Genomic DNA, 26,782 nt, shown 5'->3' on the forward strand with positions numbered 1-26,782 from the left:
CAAGCCGACAACAGAGCGCCCTTGATCGAATCAACGATCAAGGGCATTTTTTCGTGTCGATCTAGAACAAGGTGACGAACATGAGCTAACGGAAACGGATGTCCGCTAAAATGGGCAAGTTTACATAATTCGGCGATGTAACGGAACGCGTTGTCCGCTAACACCGTTTTTTCTCGCAATTTTCCCGCTTTACAACAAATTAGCGGACATCCCTTTCCGCTAATTCGTAAAATTCCGCCGTTTGCCGCGAATTAGCGGACAATGAGTTCCGCTAATTTCGCTCGAAAACACATACCTGGCAAATCATTACGAATGTCAGCCCGATCCGTTTCGCGACTGAATAAGAAACGGTCAACATAAGATGGCAAACGAAATCGAGCGTGCATGCGGAATTAGTGATGTTTCTTGGCAGAAACATCAATGGTTTAATGATAATGGCAGAAGGGAACCACGCAGGGTCTCGAGAGAGCAGGAAGTCGCCAACCCTTGATGGAGCAAACGATCAATGGCGGTTTTGCATAAATTGAGTTGACATAGTGAGATAATATTCAACAAATGAATAAAGAGCGGCTTTCAAAGCTCCCTTGTTTTCAACGCGGAAGAGATTTCCCCGGCAGCCGATTCACCGGATCCTGTATCAACTGATGTGCAGCTGCAACGGTTGAACTTTGAAGCAGTTTCACGGTTGATAAAGCTGCCGCGAAAATCATCGTAAAGATACTGACCGTAGCTTCCGCCTCAGCAATGCTTCTCGTATGCCATACTACCCCCGTCGCGTCAGTGACCAACGTATTGCCGCTGTTTGACAAATAGGCCACAACAATCGCCAACCCAGTCACGGCATACATGATGATTGCCTGAGCGTAGAACGACCTGGGAAAAATCAAAGTCTCCGGTTTGCCGTCAATCCTCCGGAAACGCAGGAAGAAGGCGTACAATTGGAAGAACACATATACAGTGAAAAACCATCCTAAGTAGTTGGTTAAGGGCACCCCAAAGTAACCGCCGCCTTGCTCCCAGATCCAGAGCTGGCCGATCGTCAGGGCTGTCGGATCAAAACCTAGATCCCAAGCGACCATGGCGAAAGAACCAATAAACGGAACTGCGAACGTGGTGAACGCACTGGACGTGCGATTAATATCGCCGGCCAACACCGTGCCAAGCACCCAGGCAAGGTAGCCGTTGGCGAAGTATCCGGGGCCGATCAGCAGAGGCACCTGAAAGAGCTTAGGGCCAAGCACGTCAGTGTAATGATAGTGACCAAACGGAAAACCGGTCAGAACACTGATGTTTTCCAGAAGATTGCTGACGGTCAAACAAAGGACAAGAAAGGTGATAATGCCGGTCCATCTGTAACGCACGGCACCATGAAGCAGCGCAAATACGGTAGGGATCAATAATACGACCGGTATAGGAAATAGCGGGGACACTTGGTTTGCCAGTTTAACCACGGTATAAACCGCAACCAAAATCCATAGAACTGCATTACTCGCGAAATAACGATTGTTAACAGTCAAGAGAGGTCACCCTTTCTTTGTGACGTACACGGTTTTCGACCATTGCTGTCTTTGATCATTGACTTGGAATAAAGTTAAAGAGGACAACGATACCTGACATTCCATAAAGAACAATTACAATAATTCGAAACCAGTGAGTTCGGTTCTCATAATCATGCACCACCAAATGCAGCGATACTCCGGACACGATAAAAAATAAAAAAATCAATAAAAAATCAGATCGATTAGGGCAGCATGTTTTCCTCACCATCCCTTCCGACGATAATTTGGCGCTGACAAACATCAAGATGATCATACCAATCAAACCGGCACTATTCAGATTAAGGGTTACAACCTGTCGGGTGATGAAAGAAGTGACGAGCATCAGGAGCGGGGAGAATATTAACAATTTGGAAAAATATCAGTGACAGCAGCTTAATTACGATTCGTGCTCTGAAGATGAGAGAAAAATCTGCTTCAAGCCCTTCGTAAAATCTCCAATTCCCAAACCACTACGGTTTATTCTTTGAATATTCATCTCTAAATCCTCTCCTTCGTTGATAATGATCGCGTTCCTCCCATGTTCAAACATAGTTTATCAAGCAAATGTTAAGGATTTGTGGAGAACATATCCTTTTTTCATGGTGATTCATTTTTCGCTCAGGCGGCCTCGCTCAATTACATGTTGACATATGCTTTTAAAACCATTATTATTATCAATAATAATAATAATAATATTATAAAAAAGGAGATTCATATGGTTAGTAATTTGACAATCGGTTCTATGTTCGCTTCCGCTATTTTCGCGTTACTGCTGTTTACCGGACTCATCATTTTTTTTAAGAAGAAAGAGGGCATATCGGTAAAGCCGATTGTAATCGGAGCTTTAGGCTTTATCGTGTGTACGCAAGTGTTGGAAAAAATACTTCATACGATCGTTGTACTCAATTTCCCGAACTATGCGGAGCATCCGTGGATATTTGGAATATACGGAGGGCTGGCAGCGGGGACATTCGAGGAGCTGGGCCGATTTGCGTTATTCGTCTGGCTATTGAAGAAGTATCGGGAATATAAGGACGGGATTGCGTTCGGCGTCGGTTGGGGCGGAATTGAAGCCGTCGTGATTATACTTCTCACCACTGTGCCGAACATAATTTTCGCAATGATGATGAATGAGGGAACGTTCGAGTCGAGCGTGGGGGCAAACATGACGGCGGAACAGCTCGGAGTTATTAAAGAAGCGATATTGAATCACGGACCGTCGAGCTACTTGCTCGGGATGCTGGAGAGATTGTTTGCGGTGTTCCTGCAAATCGCGTTTTCGTTATTGGTGCTTTTGGCGGTCGTTAAAAATAAATTCTCGCTCGTCATTCTTTCGTTATTGATCCATGCGATTATCGATTTTCCGCTTGTGTTTTTCCAAACAGGTCACTTTACACAACTGTGGGTAATAGAAGCATATATCGGTGTAATTGCCGTATGTTCGCTAGTATTTATTTCGAAATCGAGAAAATGGTTTCCGCAATAGATCTGTAGACAGATAGGTAAGAATAATACGCGTCTTCCGCAATAATCCAAAAAGCCGGCCGTCTCGTCTTTAGACGAAGCGACCGGCTTTTCTTTTACCCGACGGCGATCCAGGATAGTAGACCTTCCTGCACGATGCCGTCCCCGATTTTCGTAACGGTAATGACCGCGGAATGCTCGGATACGGATGCGATGGAGGCGAAGCACGAGTTGCTGTGCGTATTGGCCACAATCGTGTAATTCGTGTGACCGAATCCTCCGCCCACGAATGCAATCTCAACGTCTACCGCCGCATCAAGCTCATCGAAAGCGAACGGGGCGCTGCCGAAAAGCATCGATGGAGCATGGGATGCGGCCGGCGCCCTAACGACGGAAACATTCAGCTTTTCCGGACCGATCGACCCGTCCTGAATATGGTCCGATTGGATGCTTCCGGGACGCACATGGCTGCCGGTGACTGCAAATTCGTCGATATGCGCCGACTTCACCTGACCCTCGGCAATATGGTAATGCTGGATGGCGCCGAGGGAGATGTGTTCGGAATCGACGCTGCCTTCGGCGATATGAGCGCCGTCGACGGATGAGGGAGCCAGCAGCTTTGCTGTAATGCTTTTTGGCGCAAGCTTATCGGTTGTAACGGACCCGTTCTGCAGATGCGATGTTTCGACCGAGCCGTTGCTCAAGTGAGACGAACGGATGGAGTGAGGAGCGATTTTGGATTCCGTTACGTTACCGTCCGCAATATGATCGGTCGTTACAGACGCGTTCGCCAGCAGATCGGACGTAATGCTGCTCCGTGCCAGCTTTTCCGGTGTTACCGATTCGTTCCGCAGGTGCTCCGTACCGATCGCATTCTCGGTTACATGCGCTGAGGTTACCGATTGCAAGGCGATGTGACGTCCGGTAACGGCCTCATCCGTCAAGTGAATGGAAGCGATGCAGCCGTCGGCGATATGAGCGCCTTCGACGGCAGCAGGGGCCAGCAACCCCGACGTAATGCTTTTTGGCGCGATTTTTTCGGTAATAACAGCTCCGTCTTGCAGATGCGCCGTTCCGATCGCTCCGTCGTTCACATGCGACGAACGGACCGAGCGGGGCGCAATATTATCGGTTGTAACGGCATCGATTGCGATGTGGGCTGAAGTAACGGACGAATCTGCGAGCAGGTTTGAAGTTATGCCTCCCGGAGCGATTTTTTCCGATGTGACCGATGCATCCTTCAGGAGCTCCGTGCCGATGGCGTTCGGGACGAGATGCTTGGAAGTCACCGCTTGCGGGGCGATGTGATGCCGGGTTACGGAGTCTTCCCTCAGGTGGAAGGAGGAAATGCTGCCTTCGGAAATGTGGTCGCCGTCGACGGAAGAAGGAGCCAGCACTTGCGACGTTATGCTTTTCGGCGCGAGCTTTTCGGTAGTGACGGACCCGTTGCGGATATGAGTCGTTTCGACCGCTCCATGGTTCAGATGATAGGAACGGATGGCGAAGGGCGCGATTTTATCCTCCGTAATATTTACGTCGGCAATATGATTTTTAGTGACGGACCCGTCTGCCAACAAATTGGATGTAATGCTGCTCCGCACGATTTTTTCCGTTGTGATCGATCCGTCCCGCAGGTGTTCCGTGCCGATCGCATTCAAGCTTATATGTGATGAGGCCACCGATTCCGGAGCGATATGATTCCCGTTGACGGAGGCATCCTTCAAATGGTCGGAAGCAATGCTGCCATTGGCGATGTGGTCGGTGTCGATGGTACCGGGAGCGATCAGCTCCGAAGTAATGCTGTTTCTTGCAAGCTTATCGGTTGTGACGGATCTGTTTCGGATATGCGCCGTTTCGACCGCTTCTTCATGAATATGCGACGAGAGAATCGACAACGGAGCGATTTTCGATTCCGTAACGGATTCGTCCGCAATATGGTCCGCGGTGACGGACGCTTCCGCAATCAGATCGGACGTAATGCCGCCTTGGGCGATTTTTTCCGATGTAACCGATGCATTCTTCAAATGCTCCGTGCCGATGACGTTCGGATTAAGATGTTCGGAATTCACCGCTTGGGGAGCGATGTGGTGCCGGGTAACGGCAGTTTCTTTCATATGGTAGGAGGCAATGCTGCCGCCGGCGATGTGAATGTCTTCCACCGACTCATAAGCCAGGTGCTCCGATGAGACGCTTTTCGGCGCGAGCTTTTCGGTTGTTACGGCATGCTTCTGCAAGTGTCCCGTCCCGATGATTTCGTCGTTCAGATGCGGAGAACGGATCGATTGGGGAGCAATTTTTTCCTCTGTCACGGCTTCAATTGCAATATGTTTTGTTGCAACGGACAAATCGGCAATCAGATCGGACGTTATGCTGCTTGGGGCGATTTTTTCGGATGTAACCGAGGCGTTCCGCAGATGCTCCGTTTCAATTGCATCCATGCGTACATGTTCCGAATCGACCGATTGTGCGGCAAGCTGCCGGCCGGTAACGGCGGCATCCTTCATATGGAAGGAAGCGACGCTGGCTTGCGCGATGTGAACCGATTTCACCGATCCGTCGGACAGCTGCTCGGAAGTAACGCTGCTTGGCGCGAGCTTCTCGGCTGTGACGGCTTTGTTTCGCAGATGCTCCGTTTCAACGGTCTCTTCGCAAATGTGCGACGAATAAATCGAAAGAGGAGCGATTTTCGTTTCCGTGACGGAGTCGTCGGCAAGATGGTCGGAGGTGACGGACGCATCCGCAAGCAATTCGGACGTTATGCTGCGTTCGGCGATTTTTTCAGACGTTACCGATCCGTTCTCGAGATGTTCCGTGCCGACGGCTTCCGGAGCGATATGCCCCGATTTTACCGATCGCATTGCGAGCTGCTGTCCGGTAACGGCGGCATCCTTCAGATGGCCGGAAGCGATGGTGCCCTCGGCGATGTGGACCGATTTCACCGACCCGGCGGACAGCTGTTCGGAGGTCACGCTTTTCGGCGCAAGCTTATCGGTCGTTACGGCACCGCTTAGCAGATGGGCGCTACCGATCGTTTCACGGTTCAGATGCGACGAACGAATCGAGAGGGGGGCGATCTTGTCTTCGGTAACGGCTTCGTCTGCCAAGTGGACGGTCTGCACCGTGCCCTTGCCGATCGCTTTAGCCGTTACCGCGCCGCTCCGAAGATGCTCTTCGCCGATGCTGTCCGTGCTAAGCTTCGATCCGTCCACGCTTCGGTCATCCAAATCCAGCGTTCCTTCCGCTAAGTGATGCTTTCGGATGATGCCGCTTTGCAAGCTGCTTTCGCCGACCGAATGCGCATTCAGATGCTCCGCCTTTACGGCGCCTTCGGCGATGTGGCCGCTTTGCACGGCGTTGGGGCCGATATGCCGCGCATGAATGGCGCGCTCCGTGACGTGATTTGCCGTAACCGAGCCGTCCGCCAGCTTGCTCTCCGTAATTTCGCCGTCGACAATATGCTTCGCCAAAACGGAGGAGGCGGCAAGCAAATCGGAAGTAATGCTGCTTCCGGCAATTTTTTCCGACGTAACCGATTGATCCTGCAGCTGCTCCGTACCGATTGCATTCGTTGAAATATGAACCGATTCCACCGATTTCGGAGCGATTTTCGAACCGGTGACGGCGTTGTCGGACAGGTGGAAATGGTGAATTGCGCGTTCCCGTATGGTCTCGGAGGAGACGATTCCGCTCTGAAGGTGGTTCTCTCCGATCGCGAAGTCTTCAATATGGCGGGCTTTAAGCGCTCCGTCCGAAATATGCTCGGAAGAAATTTCCCCGGCCGCGATATTTTTGGCTCCCACCGCTCCGTCTGCCAAATGTTTGTTCATGACGATGCCTTCCGCCAAATGATCCGAATGAACGGCATTCGGCCGCAGGTGGACGCTTTGAACGGAGTCGAACGCAAGGTGTTTTCCGAGCACGCTCTCCGTTGTCAGATGGATCGATTTGATGGCGTGCTCCGCAATATGACGGCTGAAAATCGATTCGGGCAAAATATGCGTCTCGTTAACGGATGACGGGCTTAGATGCTCTCCCTGAATCGCGCGGTCTGCAATGTTCCTGGAAATAATTGCGCCGTCCGCGATTTTTTCCGAGATGACGGCGTTATCTTGTATAGACTCCGTAGACACGCTGCCGGCGCATAAGTGATCCGACTCGATGGATTGTGGAGCGATATGCTTGTTGGTAATCGTATCGGATTCGATATGCTCCGTCTGTATGGAGAGCGGCGCAATCTTATCCGCAGTGACGCTTTCCGGCTGCAAGTGGCTGGTGCCGATCGACATCGCCTCGAGCTTCTCCCCGGAGATCGAGCCGTCGGCAACCTTTTCCAATGTAAAAGCGCCGGTGTCCAGATGTATCGCCCGTATCGAGCCCGGAGCCAAATGATAGCCGCGAATCGTCTCGGCCGAAATATGCTCCCCGGTAATCGTATCGTCCGCAATCTTTGCCCCCGTAACGGCATTGTCCGCGAGCTTATCGGTGGTGACGGACATATCCTCCATATGGCCCGTTGTGATGGCGGACGGATGAATATGCTCTTCCCGGATTGCGTTCTCCGCGATTTTATCGGACGTTACGCTTCGTTCCGCAATTTTGTTGGTCGTTACCGACAGGTTCGTTAGCTTGTCGGACGATACCGATTCCGTCGCGAGCTTTGAGGTGATGATCGAATGCTCGGCGATATGCCGCGATTGCACCGCCTGCTCCGATATATGCAGATGCTTCACCGTATCGGGGGCGAGCTTGGATTCGGTTACCGCACGGTCCGCTATGATCGCGTTCGTCACGGACTCGAGCTGAAGATGACGGGAGGTGACGGCTTGCTCGGAAATGTGCTTGGATTGGACGGCATTGTCGTTGATAAATTCGCTGCTGATGACGGACTGGGTCAAATGTTTTCGATCGATGACGCCTTCTCCGATTTTTTGGCCGGTCACGCTTTGGTCCGCCAGCTTGCCCGTAGTGATCGCTTTATTCATAATGCGATCGGAGGTGATCACCTCAAATGCCAGCTTATTGGCGGTAATCGAGCCTTCGGCGATATGCTCCGTCTTGATGCTCTTCGGTTGAACATGCTCCGATTTGACGGCGCCCGCTTTAATGTGGCTGGAATCGACGGAATCCTGGGCAATCTTGTCCTCGGTAACGGCGTGATCGCTTATTTTTTCCGTGGTAACCGCTTCGTCCGCCAGCTTCACCGAATTTACCGAGTGATTGGAGAGGTGAGACGTTTGAATGACGCTGCTCCTCAGTTTTGACGAAGTGACGCTGCCGTCCTGCAGCAGGTCGCCCGTAATCGATTGCTGGGCAAGATGCTTGGCATGGATGGATGCGTCCGCGATTTTTTGGGAGTCGATAATTTTATCGGCGAGTTTATCGGAGGTGATGCTGCCGTCCGCAAGATGTTGTCCGGTAATCGAGCGGAACTGCACCTTATCGCCCGTCACGGCGTAATTCGCAAGGTGGCGGTGATCGATCGACCCGGGGGCGATTTTATTCGACGTTACGCTGCCGTCCGCTAATTTGATTTCCGTCACGGCATAGTCCTTCAGCTCCAACGGCCCGATGCTTTCCATCTTCAGCTTGTGGCCGTCTACGGATCTTGCCGCAATTTTTTCGTTCGTTACGGATTGATCCGCCAAATCGTCCGTATAAATGATCGGGCCGAAGTAAGCTTCCTTGCGCCGGTTTATTTCGGCCGCCGGCGACGGCTCGGCTGCCTGGGAGTTTCTGATCTTCCGTGAATTTTCGACACTTCTCGAAGTTTCGGTATTCCGCGGTATCTCGACAATTGTTTGATTCTCGGTATCCTGCGGAGCGTCGTGATCCCGTGGAGTGTCTTGATCCCGTGGAGTCCCGACATTCGGTATAGCTTCGAGGTTCGGCAGAAAATCCGACTTCAGCGCCGGCTCGTCAGCAGGCGCATGCAGGGCCGCCTCATCCTCGAACTGAAACGGTCTGTATGCGCCGGTTTGTTTTATTGAAAGCTTCTCCTTGCTTGTGGGCGAAGAAGAAGGATTCAGATCGAGCAAACGCATTTCATCTATTTTTGCGTTCACCCGAAACGGCTTTTGGCCCTTTTGGGCTTTCTTCTTCATGCGTATGTGCTCCTTCCTAGACACTCTAGTGTACAATATGCATTTACCTAGGAAGCGGAAACAAAAAACCCGCCGAACTAGGCGCAGGAATAGGAAAATAATTTTTATCCAAAAAAAGGTTGACAGCAAATGGGAAAATCGATTATATTGTTTAAGTGCCGCAAGGCAATACCATTTTTTGAGAAAGGGTGATGGAACATGTTGAAGAAGTTCGCAAACGCAACCGCATATCGTTTACTGACAGTTCATCCGGTTCCATCGCGCCGAGCGTGCTGACCTTAGGGAAGGCATTTTTTTGATAGCGCATGGTAGTAAGCCACGGTGAACGAATGTTCGCTGTGGCTTTTTTAGTTTTTCTCGAAGGGAGAGATTCGACAAAACATGCTTCGTCTAAACGTACCGCCGGATGGTAATGTCATGCAGATGTCTCTATGGCTCGTAAAGTTTTACAATAAAACACGAAAACGAAGGTGAATGTTAACATGGAATTGAATTATTACGTAATCGAGAAGCTGGCAGCGGAGCATTCGGCAAAAATGTCCCGCGCGGCAAACCGCTGGGCGCTGAGGCAAGGGCCGGCAGAATCCGAAGGACGCAGCCGTCCGAAGCGGCTGTTCACCGTTACGCTCTGGAACCTTGAGTTTTCCGTAGCTGCGGTCCGGAAGTAAAAAATGAGAAGGCGTACCGAAAACGGTACGTCTTTTTTTGCATTTTTGGTAAAGTAGAGTGGAAGGGGTGAGACGATGCGGGAACTGGTCGGGGAGTGCAAGCAGTGCGGGCGCGCCGTTTATTGCGAGAACGGATTTCTCGGCGGAACGGTTCTGGAGGACGGAACGCTGCTTTGCTTCGATTGCGAGGACGACGGCTCGAGTCAAGAGCAGGCCGGCAGCAGCGAGAAATAGGTCGCAATGCGATGCGGTTCGGATCAAAAGTAACGAATGAGGAGGCCTTGCGAATGCGGACGATGGTCATCATGATGAATATGAACGAAGCCCGGTTGCAGCGGATTCGCGAGCTGGTGCCGGATTGGAACGTGATCTGCGGTAAGGACCGCTCCAACTGGGAATCCTCGCTTGCGGAAGCGGAAGTTGCGGTCGGCTGGCGCCAAGAGCTCGCGGATACGCTGCGAAGCGGTTCAAGCAAGCTGAAATGGGTGCAAAACTGGGGAGCGGGCGTGGATCACATGCCGCTCGCACTGCTGCATGACAAAGGGATCGCAGTGACGAATGCGAGCGGCGTGCATCCGAACCCGATTTCGGAAACGATCGTCGCCCTGATGCTTGCCCTTACAAGAAACATACATAAATACGTTCGAAACCAAATGCAGCGAAAGTGGGATCATGCCGGGCTGCGGCTGGAGATGCACGGCAAGACGGTTGGGATTGTCGGCCTCGGCGCGATCGGAACGGAAACGGCGAAAATTGCGAAGGCGTTCGGCATGAAGGTGCTCGGCATCAGACGTTCGGGGAAGGACGGAGAGTACACGGACGCCGTTTACGGGCCGGAGCGGCTGATGGAGGTGCTTCCCCAGTGCGATTATGTCGTCGTCACGGTCCCGCTGACGGACGAAACGCGGCACATGTTCGGGAAGCGGCAGTTTGAAGCAATGAAGAGCTCCGCCTTTTTTATCAACATCGGTAGAGGCGCCACGGCGGATACGAATGCGCTGGTGGAAGCTTTGACGAACGGAAGCATTGCCGGAGCGGGTCTCGACGTGTTCGAACAAGAGCCGCTGCCGGACGATCATCCGCTTTGGGGGCTGGAGAACGTGATCGTTACGCCGCATACGTCTGGATCGACGGAGCACTACGACGAACGAGCTTTGGACATTTTTCTTACGAACCTGGAAAGCTATGTGAAGGGGAAGCCTTTGCCGCTGAATCGGGTGACTCCGGACAAAAACTATTGATGCGCGAATCGGCACACGGAATAAGGAGGAGAAGGTGAACGTATTGGAGGAAGGGTTCGTCTTTTTATCCGCACCTCATCTTGCAGGCTTAGCCGCAACGGTTGCGACGATCGCCGCGATCGTCGTATTTCGCGCCAGGCTGCGTTACCCGGCGTTCCGTTACGGCCTTGCCGCCTTGCTGGCCGCAACGGAGGTTGCTCTGTACACCTGGTATACCGTGACGGATCAATGGGGCTGGTTCGCGCTGCCGTTCCAGCTTTGCACCGTTACGTTGTGGCTGTCCGTCGCCGTGCTGTTAACCCGGAATCGGAAGCTGTACGAGGTGACCTTCTTCCTCGGCATTCTCGGCGCGCTGCAGGCGTTGCTTACGCCGTACTTGGAGGAAACGTATCCGAGCTTCCGGTATTTTCATTTTTTTACGGCCCACATCGCAATCATTGCCGCCAGCGTGTACATGACGGCGGTCGAAGGCTTTCGGCCGACAGGCCGGTCGGTGCTCCGCGCTCTGCTATGGCTCAATGTGCTCGCAATTCCTGCCTCCATTGCGAATGTGCTTACGGGCTATAATTTTATGTTTTTGGCAAGAAAGCCGGCGACGGGCTCTCTTCTGGACGTATTGGCTCCGTGGCCATGGTACATATTGCAGCTGGAGGCGGTTGCGCTGGCGATGTGCTTCCTGCTGCTCGTTATGGTGAAAGGAATCGATCTGCTGTTTCGAAGGTTCGCAAGCGTGAAAGCAACGGAAAAGGGGAGATGAGAGCATGGCGCTCAAGGTGGCGATTTTTGGCGCGGGCTGGTTCGGACGAAAGCATGCGGAGTTGGCGTCGTCCATTGAAGGGACGACGGTATGCGGCTTCTGCTCGCCTCGGCTTGAGAAGGCGCGGGAAGCGGCGGCGCGATACGGAGCGGAGGGGTATACCGAAGTATCCGATTTTTTGGACGCTAGTAAGCCGGATGCGGCCGTCATTGCGGTTCCTCCGTTTGCGCACGGAGAAATTGAGTTTCAATTGATTGAGCGCGGCATTCCCTTTTTAGTCGAAAAGCCGCTCGGCGTCGAGCCGGAAACGGTGAACGAGATCAACCGCCGCGTGCATGAAGCAGGGCTGATTACGTCCGCGGGCTATCATTTCCGCTACACGGATGCGGCCGCGAAAGCGAAGGAGTGGCTCTCGTCCCGCCGAATCGTCATGTCATGGGGCCGCTGGATGGGAGACACGCCGGGAGTATACTGGTGGAAGGACCGGCGATTATCCGGAGGGCAGCTCATCGAGCAGACGACCCATATGGTCGACTTGGTCCGCTACTTGTGCGGCGAAGCGACCGAGGTAAGCGCATCGTTCGCTCATGTGACGACGGACCCGGCCTCCGAGGAGTGGAACGTGTCCGATGCCGGTGCCGCGACATTGCGGTTAGCGAACGGTTCGCTTGCGGTCTTGGCCCATACGAGCGCGCTGCCGAGGGGAATGGACATCGGATTGGACGTCTATACGGATCAGGGGCGTGTGAGCATCGGCTTTGACGGCGTAACGATTACCGAAGCGGACCGCGTAACGCAGCAGTTGAACCGCGGCGATCCTTACATGCGGGAAATGAAAGCGTTCCTCCATGCGGTGCGCACCGGGGATACGTCGCAAATTTTATCGGACTACGCGGACGCGCGCAAGACGTTCCAATTGACGTGGGCGGCGCATCAAGCGGCGGAGAGCAAAGCGGCCCAGCGGATCGGACAATGACGTAAAAAAGTGCCCGAAAGCCGAATGTCGGCTTTGCGGGCACTTTATTGTTACCAATCCGTCCGTTTGTTACCAAGCATAAGCTCTCGGTGCCGCTCCGCCAGGTCCCGGGAACAATTCGTCCAGACGCTTAAGCGTTGCTTCATCGAGCGTAATTTCGACGGCACGCAGCGCTTGCTCCAGCTGTTCTATCGTTCTCGGCCCGATAATCGGCGCGGTCATGGCCGGATGCGACAGCGTCCAAGCGAGCGCAACGTTCGCTTCGGTTTCTCCAAGCTCCTTGCACAGCGCGGAGAACGCTTCCAGCGTAGGACGCATCCGTTCGATCCGCTCGGCTTGATGCGATGTCCGCTTGCCGCGGTTGGCCGTGAGCGCGGAACCGCCGAGTATGCCGCCGTCGAGCGGGCTCCAGGCGATGACGCCGATGCCGAGATGCTCGGCGGCCGGGAGCACCTCAAGCTCCGGCAGTCTGCAGAGCAGGCTGAATTTATGCTGCTCCGACACGAGCCCGAAGAAATTCCGGCGTTTCGCTTCATACTGAGCTTTCACCAAATCCCAGCCGGCAAAATTGCTGGAGCCGACGTAACCGATCTTGCCCTGGCGAACCGCAGTTTCGAAGCCTTCCCACAATTCGTCCCACTGTACGCTTCGGTCGATGTGGTGCATTTGATACAGCTCGATATGATCGGTCTGGAGTCTGCGCAGAGAGCCTTCCAAGTGACGGCGGATCTTATAGGAAGACAAACCGGGTACATCGTTCGGTCCGTCGAGCGGATCGGACATTTCGCCGTACAGCTTCGTTGCAAGAACGGTTTTTTCCCGCCGTCCGCCGCCGAGCTGGAACCAGCGGCCGATAATTTCCTCGGTCCGGCCCGCATTCTTGCCCCAGCCGTATATGTTGGCCGTGTCAAAGAAGTTGATGCCGGCATCAAGGGCGGCGTCCATAATTTTGAACGCGTCTTTCTCGTCGGTATCGACTCCGAAATTCATCGTTCCAAGGCACAAGCGGCTTACGTTCAGACCCGATCGTCCAAGCTTCGCATACTTCATATCCAAGCCCTCCTATGTATTGGTTTACCTTTATATCATAACGGAAAAAAGTCGGCCGCGCATATGGATATTTTGAAAGGCGTGTGCTAGCATGTGAGTGAGATTCGTAGATTAAGGAGGGTTTTCTTCATGGTTTACTTAGCGAATGATTCCCGTTACGAAAGCATGGTTTACCGGCGCACCGGGAAATCCGGGCTGAAGCTGCCGGCGATTTCTCTCGGCTTATGGCACAATTTCGGCGGCATCGATACATACGAGAACGGATTGAATATGGTGAAAACCGCATTCGATCTGGGCATCACGCATTTTGATTTGGCGAACAACTACGGCCCGCCTCCGGGTTCCGCCGAAGAAAATTTCGGAAAAATGATGAAGCGCGAGCTTGCGCCTTACCGCGACGAAATGGTCATTTCCACGAAAGCCGGCTATTATATGTGGCCGGGCCCGTACGGCGAATGGGGTTCCCGCAAATATTTGATCTCCTCTCTGGATCAAAGCTTAAAGCGGATGGGACTGGAGTATGTCGATATTTTTTATTCGCACCGTCCCGATCCGGAAACGCCGCTAGAAGAAACGATGATGGCGCTTGACCAAGCGGTTCGGCAAGGCAAGGCGTTGTACGTCGGCATTTCCAGCTATAACCCGAAGCAAACCGAAGAAGCGATCCGCATCTTGAAGCAGCTCGGCACTCCGCTGCTCATCCATCAGCCGTCCTACAACATGTTCGACCGCTGGATCGAGAACGGCTTGCAGGATGTGCTTGACGAGCACGGCGTCGGAAGCATCGCGTTCTGCCCGCTCGCGCAAGGCTTGCTGACGACCAAATATTTGAACGGCATTCCGTCGGGCTCCAGAGCGTCGAAGCCGTCGGGCGCGCTGAAGGAAAGAGACGTGACGGAGGAGAGAATCGGCAAGATCAAGAAGCTGAATGACCTGGCCCAAAGCCGCGGCCAATCGCTTGCACAGCTGGCGCTTGCATGGGTGCTGCGCGGCGGACGCGTTACCTCCGCTTTGATCGGCGCCAGCCGTCCGGAGCAGATCGCCGAGAACGTAAAAACGATCGAAAACCTCGATTTTACGGGCGACGAGCTTCAAACGATCGAGTCCATCCTGAAAGGCTGATTTCGCATGAAAAAGGCTCTTCCCGAGAAACACATAGGGAAGAGCCTTTTTTGCGCCATTTTAAAATGCAAACACGTGATTGCCGATTTTTACGCTTACCGGGCGGCTGCGCACCCATCTGTTGTCCGTTTTGCGAGGATTGTAGAAAGTGAGCGCTCCCCTCGTCGGATCTCTCCCGTTCAGCGCTTCGTTAACCGCCTTGATCGTATCTTGAGAAGGCTTTACTTTATAAATATTGCGATCCAGCACGGGCGAATATTGAACATAGCTTACGCCTTTCACGACGACCGTCTGAAAGATGACGTCCTTGATACGGCTCGGGTAGTCGGAATCCGCCGCGCGGTTTAAAATCGTGGCGGCTACGGCTACTTTGCCTTGATGGCTTTCTCCGCCGGCTTCCGCCTCGGTCAATTGGTAGAGCCAGTACATGTCTTCATTACTCGTTTGGACCGTTTTCCCGGTCGGATTCGCTATCATCGTTTGAGCGTTTGCGGCAGGCAGCGCCGCATTGTTGCCTGTCAGGATCGAGATCGACGAGCTGTTGGGAGAATAGGTCACTTGGAAGCCCAGCTTTTCCGCGGCATAGCGGAGCGGGACATAGGTGCCGTTCGGTTTGTTTTCGGTTACGGTGCCGAGCGTCTCTCCCATCCATTTTGTGCCGTCGAGCCGATATGCTTTATTGGTGCCGGACGGCAGCGACAGCTTAACCTGAGTGTCCGATAAAATAACCGCTTGATACTGCGAATCCCATCCTACCGTGGCGCCGAGCTTCGAGAAAAATGTCGCAGGAACCAGCACACTTCCGCCTTGCGATATGTATGAGGTCGGCGAGGTTTTCCCGTCGATGTTGATGGAGTAGCTGTTTGAGCCGGCCGCCGAGGCAGCGCCGCTTCCGGAAACTAAGGAAATGAAAAGTCCGATGCCCGTTAAGGCAGCTGCTAATTTCTTCACATCATCACCCTTCCTGCCACGAACGTGGCGCACTGGAAACATTGTAAACCGGATCGGGGCCGGATTTAACCCCACAAAAGTTGGCAATGTGCGGGAAAATGCGCAAATTGTCCATTTAAGGCCAAAGAATGCGCGATTCCTTCCAATTATTACATCCGTTCTGTATGGATAACATTACCGTTTCATGGTATGGTATTGGAGACGTTTACATGGGAACGGCAGGGGAAACGTATGAGAGAATTATGGACGCTGCGCGGCTTTGTTTGGCGATTTCGCTACCGGTATATCGCGGGCATTTTATCGATCGTCGTTACGGATTTGTGCCAGCTGTGGATTCCATGGACGCTCGGCCGGTTTACCGATGAAGTAAAGGACGGATCGATCGCTTCGTCCGCACTGTGGACCTACATCGGATGGCTTCTGCTCGCCAGCGCAGGAATTTTTATATTTCGGTATATGTGGCGCGTCATGATCTTCGGTGCGGCTAGAACGCTGGAGTACGAAATGAGGAACCGGCTGTTCGCGCATTACCAGAAAATGTCCACCGCTTGGTTTACGCGCCGAAAGACGGGCGATCTGATGGCGCATGCGACGAACGATTTGCAGGCGCTGCGGTTTACGTTCGGGGGCGGCGTCGTTACGACGTTCGATACGATTGTGCTCATGACGCTGGCGGTCGTTATGATGGCTTCCACGGTCGATTGGCGGCTGACGCTCGTCGGATTGCTGCCGCTTCCGGTCATGGCGGTCGTGACCGCCCGGTTCGGCCGGCAAATCCATGAACGGTTCCGGGATGCGCAGGAGGCGTTCTCCGGATTGACCGACCGGGTGCAGGAGAACATTTCCGGCATGCGGGTCGTGAAGGCGTTCGCGCAGGAGGAAGCCGAGGAGCGAAAGTTTGCCGGAATTAACGACGTGAACTTTATGCAAAATATGCGTCTTGCGAGATTGCAGGCGCTGTTCAACCCGCTGGTGCAATGGATTACGGGCGTCAGCCTGATGCTCGTGCTCGGCTACGGCGGTATCCTCGTCATCCAAGACACGATAACGCTAGGGGAATTTATCGCCTTTAATTCTTATTTAGGCTTATTGACCGGGCCGATCATGGGGATCGGCTGGATGCTCAACATCTTTCAGCGCGGAGCCGCATCCATGAGCCGGTTGAACGAAATATTGCGCACAGAGCCGCAAATTACGGACGCACCGGGAGTGAACGAACGCGATCTCGAACCGATTCGCGGACGTATCGAGCTTGAAGGCGTTTCATTCCGTTACCCCGGGAGCGGCTCCGATGCGCTCTCCGATGTTCATGTTACGGTACCGGAAGGAAGCACGCTCGCCATCGTAGGCAAGACGGGAAGCGGAAAATCGACGCTCGTCAATCTGCTGGTGAGGCTGTACGATCTGCCCGAAGGAAAGGGTCAAATTCGGATCGACGGCACGAACATTCGGGACATTCCGCTGAAGCAGCTGCGGGAAAGCATCGGGTTCGTGCCTCAGGAAAATTTTCTGTTTTCCGAGACGATTCGCGACAACATCGCCTTCGGTACGAACGATGCGGACGAACGGAGCGTTGCGGACGCCGCGCAGGATGCGCAGGTTCTTGACAATATTCTCGATTTCCCGAAGCGGTTCGACACCATGCTCGGGGAACGCGGAGTTACGCTCTCCGGCGGGCAAAAGCAAAGAATTTCGATCGCGCGGGCGCTCATCAAGCATCCGAGCATCCTTATTTTGGACGATTCATTGTCAGCTGTCGATACGAAGACGGAGGAAGCGCTCTTGGAGCGGCTTCGATCGCTGAGGAAAAATAAAACGACGATTATTATCGCCCACCGGATCTCGACGGTTCAGCACGCGGATCACATTATCGTGCTTGATAACGGGACAATTATCGAACAGGGGAACCACGAGCGGCTGCTTGCAGCGGGAGGTCTTTACCGCGACATGTACGAGAAGCAGCTGCTGGAGGAACAGGTGGCCGGCGAACAATGAGGTGAAGCGCAAGTGAGCATGCAAGATGAAGAACGGTTAGCCAAAACGTACGACATCCGATTGATTTGGAGACTGCTCGGGTTCGCCAAGCCGCACGCCCGCATCCTGTCCGTATCGTTCTTGCTCGTGCTGATGATTACGGCGCTGGACCTGAGCGGGCCGCTCATTATCAAAACGGCGATCGACGATCATATTAACGGTCTTCGGCTGGAGATGGTAGACACGCAAGGGATCCGGATTCCTGAGGGCGTGCCCGCCACCGAGTTTCAAGGCAAACGGCTGGTGAGAAAACGGGAGCTGGAGCAAGCGGGCGCAGCCGGCATCGCAAACGGTCTGGATGCGTACGTCATTGAAGCGAAGGACGGAGCGTACATGCTGCGGCCGTCAACATCGGGAGACGGGGAAGCCGTCTCCTTAACGAAAGAGGAAGTGAGCCGATTCCGCGAGCAGGACGTCCAAGCGTTGTATCGTCTTTCCGGCCTCTATTTGCTTCTGATCTCCGCCGCATTCGCCCTCAATTACGCCCAAACGTACACGTTAAATTTAGCGGCCCAAAAAATCATTTACAAAATTCGCTCGGCGTTGTTTTCGCATCTGCAGCGGTTATCGTTCTCGTTCTTCGACCGCAATCCGGTCGGGAGGCTCGTAACGCGCGTGACGAACGACACGCAGACGCTTAACGACATGTACAGCAACGTCATGATCAATCTATTGAAAGATATTTTCATGCTGCTCGGGATTATGGGCGTCATGCTGTACCTCAATGTACAATTGGCTCTGGTCGCCTTCATCACCTTGCCTCTCATCATTGCAGCGACATTCCTTTACGGCAAATACGCCAGGGAAGCGATGCGCGAGGTTCGCGCCAAGCTGGCGAGAATCAATGCGTCGCTGAATGAAAATATTACAGGCATGCGTGTCGTGCAAATATTTCATCGCGAGCAGCGGCAGTACGACTCGGTATCCGGCATTAACCGGGAGCACTTCCACGCGAATACGAAAGAACTGCATCTCTCTTCGCTCTACCGGCCGATCATGGATTTTATTTATGCCCTCGGATTAACGCTGATCCTATGGTACGGTACGGGAAAGCTGACCGGAGGCGTCCTCGAATTCGGCGTGTTGTACGCATTCGTAGATTATGTCAACCGGTTCTTTAAGCCGATACAAGATTTAGCGGAGAAATTTACGATTTTGCAGCAGTCTATGGTTTCGTCGGAGCGGATTTTTCAAATGCTGGACCAAGAGGACGATCTCCCCGAGCCGAAAGCGCCGAAGCGCTTGGAGCAAGTCAAAGGCGAAATCGTCTTCGAGAACGTATCGTTTGCTTACAATCCGGGAGAATGGGTGCTGCAGGACATCAATCTGCGCATCCGTCCCGGAGAGACCGTCGCCTTCGTCGGCGCTACCGGAGCCGGAAAAAGCTCGATCATCAGCCTGCTGTGCCGGTTTTACGACGTTCAGAAAGGCCGCATTACGATTGACGGCGTCGACATTCGAGAGCTGCCGAAGCAGGAGCTCCGCAGAATTGTCGGGCTCGTGCAGCAAGACGTCTTTCTATTCTCCGATAGCGTAAAGGAAAATATTCGGCTTGGGAACGAGCGGATCAGCGATGCGGAAATCCGGGAAATATGCCGCTATGTGAATGCGGCGGAATTTATCGAGAAGCTGCCGAAACGATACGAGGAGCCGATTATGGAAAGAGGGGCGAACTTTTCCGCCGGTCAGCGGCAGCTGCTCGCCGTCGCAAGGACGCTGGCGTTCAAGCCTTCGATTCTCGTGTTGGACGAGGCGACTGCGAATATCGATACGGAAACGGAGCTGCTCGTGCAAGAGGCTTTCGAAAAAATATCGGAAGGCAAGACGACGCTTATTGTCGCCCACCGGCTGTCGACGATTCAGCACGCGGACCATATTGTCGTGCTGCACAAAGGGCAAATCCGGGAAGTGGGCTCGCATCAGCAGCTATTGAACCGTAACGGGCTTTATCGTAAGCTATATGAACTGCAATATAAAGAGTCTTTTATTCGGAGCGCAAATTAGGAGAGAAATCAAACCATGGATTTTCAAAAACGTATGGTTACCGCCGCATTGATCGTCGCGACCTTCTTGTCTGCGATTGAAGTGACGATCATCAGCGCGGCGGTGCCCGCCATCGTATCCAAGCTCGGCGGATTTGAATTAATGAGCTGGGTGTATGCGGTATATTTGCTTTCTTCCGCCGTTACGACCCCGATATTCGGGAAGCTGTCGGACTTGTACGGAAGAAAGGGCGTCTTTGTTTTCGGGGCGGCCTTGTTTGTCGTCGGTTCGGTCCTTTGCGGCATGTCGCAAACGATGGAGCAGCTGATCGCATTCCGGACGATTCAAGGCTTGGGAGCCGGCGCCGTTATTCCGGTAACGTTCACGATTGTCGGCGATATTTTCTCGTTCGAGCAGCGGGCGAAGATGCAGGGCTTGTTCAGTTCCGTATGGGCCGTTGCCGGCATCGTCGGCCCGCTTGTCGGCGGATTGTTCGTCGATTACTTGTCCTGGCATTGGATTTTTTACATCAATGTTCCGTTCGGCGTTCTAAGCATTTTGATGGTATGGATCTATTTGAAGGAAAACATTGAGAAGAAAAAGCGCAGCATCGACTACGGAGGAGCGGTTACGTTCGCCGTCGGCATGACCGCGCTGCTGTACGCGCTGCTTACCGGCGGCAACGAATACGCTTGGGATTCCGCCGTCATCGTCGGTCTGCTGATTGTCGCGCTGGCGTTTCTCGCCGCTTTTGTCCTGATCCAGCTGCGCCATCCGGAACCGATGGTGCCGCTGAAGCTGTTTAAAAATCGGGACTTGACCGTCTCGAACGCGGCCAGCTTTACAACCAGCGGCATACTGATCGGCTTAAACGCATACCTTCCGATGTGGATTCAAGGCGTGCTGCTGCTCGGAGCATCGTATTCGGGGCTGGCATTGACGCCGATGTCGCTCGGTTGGCCGATTGCGGCAATGCTGAGCGGCCGATGGATGATCCGCTTCGGCACAAGGACGACCGCCTTGCTCGGTCTGATCGTCGTGACGGCGGGTACGACGGCGCTCACCTTCATCGGCATCGCGACGCCGAATTGGGTAATCATCGCAATTATGTTCGTTACCGGCTTCGGCTTCGGATTGTGTACGACCGTGTTCACGGTCGTCGTTCAATCCTCGGTCGATTGGAGCTTGCGCGGAGCGGCCACCTCGACGAACACGTTCCTGCGGACGCTCGGCCAGACGATCGGCATCGCGGTATTGGGTACGTTGTTTAATCATCAATTGGGTTCCTTTGCCGGTGCGAAGGACCATATTCCGCCGGATGTGCTGGCCGGCGCAATACATACGATTTTTGTCTCCGCCGCCGTGCTTGCGGTCGTCAGCTTCTTCCTTACGCTGCGCCTTCCGCAAAGAAAAGGAGGAGAAGGAATGTCCTCCGCCTCATAGCGGGGGATATTTCGTTTCCGTATAATGGGGACAGGTACATTGGGGATAACAATGAACATCAAATAAAGCTTCAGGAGGAGAGAGAGCCGCATGTTTCCTTTTAAACTGGCGTTAAACAGCTCGACCTTGTTTCCGTTCGGGCTCGGAGTGAAGGATCAAATTCGAATTGCCGCCGAGGCGGGCTATGAAGGCATTGAGCTTTGGGTGAAAGATATCGAGGCGTTCATTCAAGCGGGAGGGACGCTTCAAGAGCTTCGCAGATACATTCAAGACACAGGGATCGCCGTCGTTAACGCCATCGCATTTTTTCCGTGGGCGGATGCGGACGAATCGGTTCGCAAGCAAGGAATGCTACAAGCGGAGAGAGAAATATCGATGCTCGCCGAAATCGGGTGCGTTGCGGTTGCGGCGCCTCCTTCAGGCAACGTGGAGGGCGTATCCTTATCTTCGATTGCGGGCCACTTCGCGGAACTGGCGGAAGTATCGCGTTCCGCCGGTGTAGAGCCGTACCTCGAGTTTTGGGGACGGGCGAAGCGGTTGTCCAAACTGAGCGAAGTGATGTACGTTGCGCTGGAAAGCGGAGTGAAGGAAGCAAAAATATTGCTCGACCCGTTCCATATGTATACCGGCGGAAGCGCCTTTGAGGGAATCGGGCTCATTAACGGCAGCTCGATCGGCATCGTACATTCCAACGACTATCCTTCATCGCCGCCGCGAGAGACGATCGCCGACAGCGACCGGGTGTTCCCGGGGGACGGAGTCGCTCCTTCGCGGGAGATCGCGGTTAGGCTGCACGAAAGCGGCTACCGGGGCTTTTTATCGCTGGAATTGTTTATTCCGGATTTCGGTTCGAAGACGGCGCTTGAGGTCGCCTCCGCCGGGCTCGAAACAATGAAAAAAGCTTACGATATCAGAGCGTAAGGAGCTCGCGGCGAAAGTGAGCAACGGCAACCTTGTAAAACCGCTCTCGTTATTTGCCATTACCTGGCCGATTTTTATCGAGTCCGCTTTGCAAATGTTTTTGCGCACGGCGGACACGTTCATGCTCAGCCGGATTTCGGACGATGCGGTCGCAGCTGTGGGTATTTCAAATCAATTGATCATGTTCGCCATCTTCTTATTTAATTTCGTCGCCGTCGGGTCCGCCGTCGTCGTTACGCAATATCTCGGTGCGCAGCAGCGCGAGCATATCGGGAAGCTGACGGCTACATCATTAGCGATCAATTTGCTGTTCGGGCTGCTGATCAGCGTATTGATGCTGTTGTTCCGCAAACCGCTGCTTCAATTGTTCGGACTTGAGGAGCACTTGCTTTCTCTGGCACAGACGTATTTGTTTATCACCGGAGGAGCCTTGTTCGTTCAAGCGGTCATGATTACCGTATCGTCCATTGTGCAAGCTCACGGTTTTACCCGAGATACGATGATGGTTACGATCGGCATGAACGTATTCCATGTCGCGTTAAACTACGTATTGATCTACGGCGTTCTCGGCTTTCCTAAGCTTGGGGTGACCGGGGCGGCGATATCGACCGTGGTCAGCACGATCCTTGGGCTTACGGCCAACATTTTGATTCTGCTTAAAAGGGTGCGCGTTGAGGTTGTTTGGTCGCATACGTTACGGTGGAAAAGGGAGTACGTCTCGAAGGTGCTCAAGGTCGGAGTGCCTTCGTCGGGCTCGCAGCTCTCCTATTCGGCCAACCAGCTTGTCGTCACCGCCATGATCGCCTCCCTTGGAGCCGAACTGCTCACAACGCGGATTTATACGCAAAACATTATGTTTTTCATTATGATTCTTGCGATTTCTCTTGGCAGGGGCATGCAGATTATCGTCGGGCACTTGATCGGCGCAGGGGAGAAGGAAGAAGCGTACAGACAGGTGATCAAAAATTTGGCGCGAAGCATGGCGATGACGCTGGCCGCCGTTTCCGTAGTTTGTTTGTTTCGGGAGCCGCTGCTTCGGCTTTTTACGAGCGATCCCGATATTGTAAAAACGGGTGCGGCGCTGCTGCTGCTCGGATTTTTGCTTGAGCCGGGACGAAACTTTAATATTTTGTTGGAACGGTGTTTGCAGGCGACAGGGGACGCAAGATATTCCATGCTCGTTTCCGTCTCGGTCATCTGGTTGTTCAGCGTGCCGCTTACTTATTTGCTGGGAATCCATTTCGGCTTCGGGCTGTTCGGCATTTGGGCGGCTTTTATCGTTGACGAATGGGTGCGCGGACTATTTTTGTTCATGCGCTGGAGAAGCAGGGCGTGGGAACGGAAGGCGCTCGTGCAGCGCCACGGCTCGAATGCGGCAGCGGCCAGGTAGAGGAAAGTGTGTCGAGCCTCCGGAAGAACGTGCTTCCGGGGGCTTAATTTTTCGCCGACACTGCGACTTTGCACGAAAAACTATCATGTCCTTGCGGTAGAGGTTGCAACGGAATATAGTTCCGTTCGAGGTGGTCGGTCATGCGGTGCATACCGACTTTGTACCAAAATATGGTTCCGCCGACACATCGCCTAACCCGGCTTAATTGCTAATCCAACCTCCTACCCGCTTTTTCTTTCTCGGCAGACAAGGTTTCGTATGGTAGAATTATAGGAAAAATCGCAAAAATCGAGGTAAACGATGGAGCTATTTAACGCGGAGTTTGTGAAAACCATACGAGAATCTTCGTTCGAGATGGAGAAGCGCGGCGTCATGACCGATGAAGCGCTGCAATTCATTTATGAACATAAACTATTTAAACTGCTGCTGCCGGAGCAAGCGGGAGGAAGGATGGTCGGGCTGCCCGACGCGCTTCGGATCTTTGAAGCCGCTTCGTGGGTGAACGGCAGCTTCGGCTGGGCGGTGACGATCGGTACGGGAGGCAACTATTTTTATTCGTGCTTTCCGGAGACGACGGCGCTCAAGCTGTTCCGGGACCGGAAGGCCGTCGTTGCAGGCAGCGGCCATCCGTCCGGCATAGCCAGAAAGGCGGATGGCGGGTACGTCCTGAACGGCTCGTGGAAGTACAACAGCGGCTCTCCTTATGCGACGATTTTTACCGCAACGTGTACGATTGAAGATCCGCAAGGACATATGGACGGGACGGTTCGCGCCTTCGTGCTGAAGCCGGAGCAGGTAACGATCGTCGAAGATTGGGACGCCTTCGGACTGCGGGCAACCGCCAGCCATACTTATACTGCGGCGGAAGCGTTCGTTCCGGACGAACTGGCATTCGACGTGTTCAATAACACGTTCTACGATCACCCGGTGTACCGGTTTCCGTTCCTACCGTTTGCCGAAAGCTCGTTTGCTGCGGTAGCCGCCGGAATCGGGAAGCATTTCTTGGAGGAAGCGGCGGAGCTTGCAAGGCGGCACGGGGAGGCGTGGAGCCGGGCGAATCCGTTGCGTACGCCGTTCGTCACCGCAAAAATCGGAGAGATGGAGCGGGCTTTGAAGGAGCAGGCCGCTTTGTTTTACGAAGCGGTCGAACGCGCTTGGTCGCGGCATAGCGCCGGCGAAGCGATATCCGAGAATGAGTGGCGTGATTTGGGTGCGCAGTGCAAAAGGACGGCGAAAACCGCTTACGAATGCGGCCAGCGCATTTTCCCGTACTTGGGGCTCGGCGCCACGATGCAGCATACGCCGATCAACCAAACGTGGCGCGATTTGCAGACGGTTTGTCATCATTCGATTTTGGCGGATTTTTCATAGCAGACAATACGTCGCATATCGCAGCGGGAGGGTACCGGGCCGATGATCGGGTTCGTAGTCAATGCAAGAGCAGGCAGAGGGAACGGGTTAAAGGTGTGGCGCACGGTGGAGCGGCTGCTTAGGGAGCGGAACGTCCCGTACACGGCGAAGTTTACCGAATATCGGGGGCACGCCGTCTCCCTAGCCTCCGAGATGGCGAGAGGAGACGGGGTGTTATCCGTGACCGCCATCGGCGGCGACGGAACGGTGAACGAAACGGTGCAAGGACTGTACGGCACCGGCGTCCCGTTCGGCTGCATTCCGGCCGGCTCGGGCAACGATTATATTCGAGGCTTGAATTTACCGCGCGACCCGGAGTCTGCGCTGCACAGAATCGTGAACAGGCAGCTGAAACGAATCGATCTCGGCAAGGCGGCCGGCCGATATTTCGTCAACACTTTCGGCGCCGGCTTCGACGGCGAAGTGGCGAGGGCGAACAACGATTCCGCCTACAAAGGGTGGATGAACAAGCTCGGACTCGGATCGCTTTCGTATGCCATAACTGTCGTATCTACTTTGGCAAGCTATCAGCCGAAACGAATTACGATCGAAATCGACGGTGCAAAGCAAGCATTCGCCGACGTATGGATGGTCGTTGCGGCAAACATTCCGTATTACGGCGGCGGCATGATGATTTGCCCCGACGCGGTGAACGACGACGGACGGTTCGAAGTGTGCGTCGTGCACGGATTGACCCGGCTTCAATTGCTCCGTTTTTTCCCGTTGATTTATAAAGGGGCGCACGTAACCCTGCCTTACGTAACGTTTCTTAAGGGTAGGCAGCTTTCGATCGAGAGCGAGCAGCCGATCGTCAGCCATGTTGACGGCGAAACGCTGCAAACAAATCCGGTGAAGATCGATATGGCGGAGGACGGTCTGACGGTTATTGCGTAGTCTAGCGTATCGGATAGAAACCAAATTATAGAACCGGCGAGTCACCGAAAAGTGAACTTGTCCGGTTCTTTTTTTGTACAACCCCCAGAAAATTTCCAATCGCTTCGAATCCTATAGGATGGACTATGTAAAGGGGGAATCCCGATGTCTTTCAAAGTGCTTGTGGCTGATGACGATCCGAACGTATGCGAGATCATCCGTTTGTACTTCGAGCAGCAGCAGATCCGCTTAGTGGAAGCGGTAGACGGTTTGAAGGCGCTGGAGCTGGTGGAGAAGGAATCACCCGATATTGTCGTTCTGGATGTCATGATGCCCGGGCTCGACGGGTATGAAACCTGCAGAGAAATTTTGAAAAAATACGATATACCGATTATTATGCTGACGGCGAAAGGTGAAGAGTTCGACCGCGTCTTGGGGCTGGAGCTCGGTGCGGACGATTATATGACGAAGCCGTTCAGCCCAAGGGAGCTCGTAGCGCGAATCAAAGCGATTTTTCGGAGAATGCAGCCGCGCCAGCAAAACCCGGATGAGGACACGAAATGCATTTACGAATATGAAGGGTTGTCCATTCATCTGGATCGCCGAGAGGTAACTGTCAATGGAGAAATCGTTTCATTTCGCCCCAAAGAGTTTGATTTGCTGGCACAGCTGGCCAAGACGCCGGGAACGGTATATACGCGAGAACAATTGCTGGAACTGGTCTGGGGTTACGATTTTATCGGGGATATTCGTACGGTGGACGTCCATGTCAAGAAAGTGCGCCAAAAGCTTCTTCCGCTAGATAAGGATTATATTCAAACGGTCTGGGGTGTCGGTTATAAATTCGGGGGGGCGTGATG

General features: G+C 53.6%; 19 protein-coding genes. 15 read left to right on the plus strand and 4 right to left on the minus strand.

Annotated features, from left to right (window positions below):
• Window positions 1-590: 590 nt before the first annotated feature.
• Window positions 591-1,517, minus strand: coding sequence for a carotenoid biosynthesis protein (locus PT964_RS16830; protein ID WP_274364535.1), 927 nt, complete (start codon window positions 1,515-1,517; stop codon window positions 591-593).
• 736 nt (window positions 1,518-2,253) lie between these two features.
• On the opposite strand from PT964_RS16830, the gene PT964_RS16835 reads away from it, so the two are divergent.
• On the plus strand, window positions 2,254-3,024 hold the full coding sequence (locus PT964_RS16835) for a YhfC family intramembrane metalloprotease (protein ID WP_274364536.1): 771 nt from the start codon (window positions 2,254-2,256) through the stop codon (window positions 3,022-3,024).
• Between the two features lie 94 nt (window positions 3,025-3,118).
• Here the strand turns inward: PT964_RS16835 and PT964_RS16840 are convergent, their stop codons facing one another.
• The gene (locus PT964_RS16840) at window positions 3,119-9,103 is read right to left on the minus strand and encodes a WIAG-tail domain (RefSeq protein ID WP_274364537.1); all 5,985 of its coding nucleotides are present in this window, start codon (window positions 9,101-9,103) and stop codon (window positions 3,119-3,121) included.
• A gap of 482 nt (window positions 9,104-9,585) precedes the next feature.
• Here PT964_RS16840 and PT964_RS16845 point away from each other — a divergent pair, with 482 nt between their 5' ends.
• The 5 genes from PT964_RS16845 (at window position 9,586) to PT964_RS16865 (ending at window position 12,745) form a co-directional block, all read left to right on the plus strand.
• Entirely contained in the window at window positions 9,586-9,771 is a 186-nt protein-coding gene (locus PT964_RS16845) for a hypothetical protein (RefSeq protein WP_274364538.1), read from the plus strand.
• Between the two features lie 75 nt (window positions 9,772-9,846).
• A complete protein-coding gene (locus PT964_RS16850; RefSeq protein WP_274364539.1) occupies window positions 9,847-10,005 on the plus strand; it encodes a hypothetical protein in 159 nt (52 codons plus the stop codon).
• Between the two features lie 47 nt (window positions 10,006-10,052).
• Window positions 10,053-11,012 (plus strand): D-2-hydroxyacid dehydrogenase, encoded by a 960-nt coding sequence (locus PT964_RS16855; RefSeq protein WP_274364609.1) that lies wholly within the window; start codon window positions 10,053-10,055, stop codon window positions 11,010-11,012.
• A 34-nt stretch (window positions 11,013-11,046) separates the two neighbouring features.
• Entirely contained in the window at window positions 11,047-11,769 is a 723-nt protein-coding gene (locus PT964_RS16860; protein ID WP_274364540.1) for a YwaF family protein, read from the plus strand.
• Between the two features lie 4 nt (window positions 11,770-11,773).
• Window positions 11,774-12,745 carry a Gfo/Idh/MocA family protein gene (locus PT964_RS16865; protein ID WP_274364541.1) on the plus strand — a complete coding sequence of 324 codons (972 nt, stop codon included), beginning with the start codon at window positions 11,774-11,776 and terminating at the stop codon, window positions 12,743-12,745.
• 69 nt (window positions 12,746-12,814) lie between these two features.
• On the opposite strand, the gene PT964_RS16870 is transcribed toward PT964_RS16865, so the two are convergent.
• Window positions 12,815-13,795: an aldo/keto reductase gene (locus PT964_RS16870; protein WP_274364542.1), complete on the minus strand. Its 981-nt coding sequence runs from the start codon at window positions 13,793-13,795 to the stop codon at window positions 12,815-12,817.
• A 129-nt stretch (window positions 13,796-13,924) separates the two neighbouring features.
• On the opposite strand from PT964_RS16870, the gene mgrA reads away from it, so the two are divergent.
• A complete protein-coding gene (mgrA, locus tag PT964_RS16875) occupies window positions 13,925-14,917 on the plus strand; it encodes an L-glyceraldehyde 3-phosphate reductase (protein WP_274364543.1) in 993 nt (330 codons plus the stop codon).
• Between the two features lie 60 nt (window positions 14,918-14,977).
• Here mgrA and PT964_RS16880 read toward each other — a convergent pair whose 3' ends face one another.
• Window positions 14,978-15,868, minus strand: coding sequence for a cell wall hydrolase (locus PT964_RS16880; protein ID WP_274364544.1), 891 nt, complete (start codon window positions 15,866-15,868; stop codon window positions 14,978-14,980).
• A gap of 231 nt (window positions 15,869-16,099) precedes the next feature.
• Here PT964_RS16880 and PT964_RS16885 point away from each other — a divergent pair, with 231 nt between their 5' ends.
• The 8 genes from PT964_RS16885 to PT964_RS16920 all read left to right on the plus strand — a co-directional run bounded on the left by PT964_RS16885 (window position 16,100) and on the right by PT964_RS16920 (window position 26,780).
• Window positions 16,100-17,863 (plus strand): ABC transporter ATP-binding protein, encoded by a 1,764-nt coding sequence (locus PT964_RS16885; RefSeq protein ID WP_274364545.1) that lies wholly within the window; start codon window positions 16,100-16,102, stop codon window positions 17,861-17,863.
• Window positions 17,864-17,881: 18 nt separating this feature from the next.
• Window positions 17,882-19,906 carry an ABC transporter ATP-binding protein gene (locus tag PT964_RS16890; RefSeq protein ID WP_274364610.1) on the plus strand — a complete coding sequence of 675 codons (2,025 nt, stop codon included), beginning with the start codon at window positions 17,882-17,884 and terminating at the stop codon, window positions 19,904-19,906.
• Between the two features lie 15 nt (window positions 19,907-19,921).
• On the plus strand, window positions 19,922-21,328 hold the full coding sequence (locus tag PT964_RS16895) for an MDR family MFS transporter (protein ID WP_274364546.1): 1,407 nt from the start codon (window positions 19,922-19,924) through the stop codon (window positions 21,326-21,328).
• A 90-nt stretch (window positions 21,329-21,418) separates the two neighbouring features.
• Window positions 21,419-22,249 (plus strand): sugar phosphate isomerase/epimerase family protein, encoded by an 831-nt coding sequence (locus PT964_RS16900; protein ID WP_274364547.1) that lies wholly within the window; start codon window positions 21,419-21,421, stop codon window positions 22,247-22,249.
• Between the two features lie 16 nt (window positions 22,250-22,265).
• Window positions 22,266-23,639, plus strand: a complete 1,374-nt coding sequence (locus PT964_RS16905) for an MATE family efflux transporter (protein WP_274364548.1) — start codon at window positions 22,266-22,268, stop codon at window positions 23,637-23,639.
• A 300-nt stretch (window positions 23,640-23,939) separates the two neighbouring features.
• A complete protein-coding gene (locus PT964_RS16910; RefSeq protein ID WP_274364549.1) occupies window positions 23,940-25,010 on the plus strand; it encodes an acyl-CoA dehydrogenase family protein in 1,071 nt (356 codons plus the stop codon).
• A 42-nt stretch (window positions 25,011-25,052) separates the two neighbouring features.
• Window positions 25,053-25,943 carry a diacylglycerol/lipid kinase family protein gene (locus PT964_RS16915; protein WP_274364550.1) on the plus strand — a complete coding sequence of 297 codons (891 nt, stop codon included), beginning with the start codon at window positions 25,053-25,055 and terminating at the stop codon, window positions 25,941-25,943.
• 144 nt (window positions 25,944-26,087) lie between these two features.
• Window positions 26,088-26,780: a response regulator transcription factor gene (locus PT964_RS16920; RefSeq protein WP_274364551.1), complete on the plus strand. Its 693-nt coding sequence runs from the start codon at window positions 26,088-26,090 to the stop codon at window positions 26,778-26,780.
• Window positions 26,781-26,782 lie beyond the last annotated feature (2 nt).

Origin of the sequence: Paenibacillus thermotolerans (genome assembly GCF_028745515.1) — a bacterium.
GTDB lineage: Bacteria > Bacillota > Bacilli > Paenibacillales > YIM-B00363 > Paenibacillus_AE > Paenibacillus_AE thermotolerans.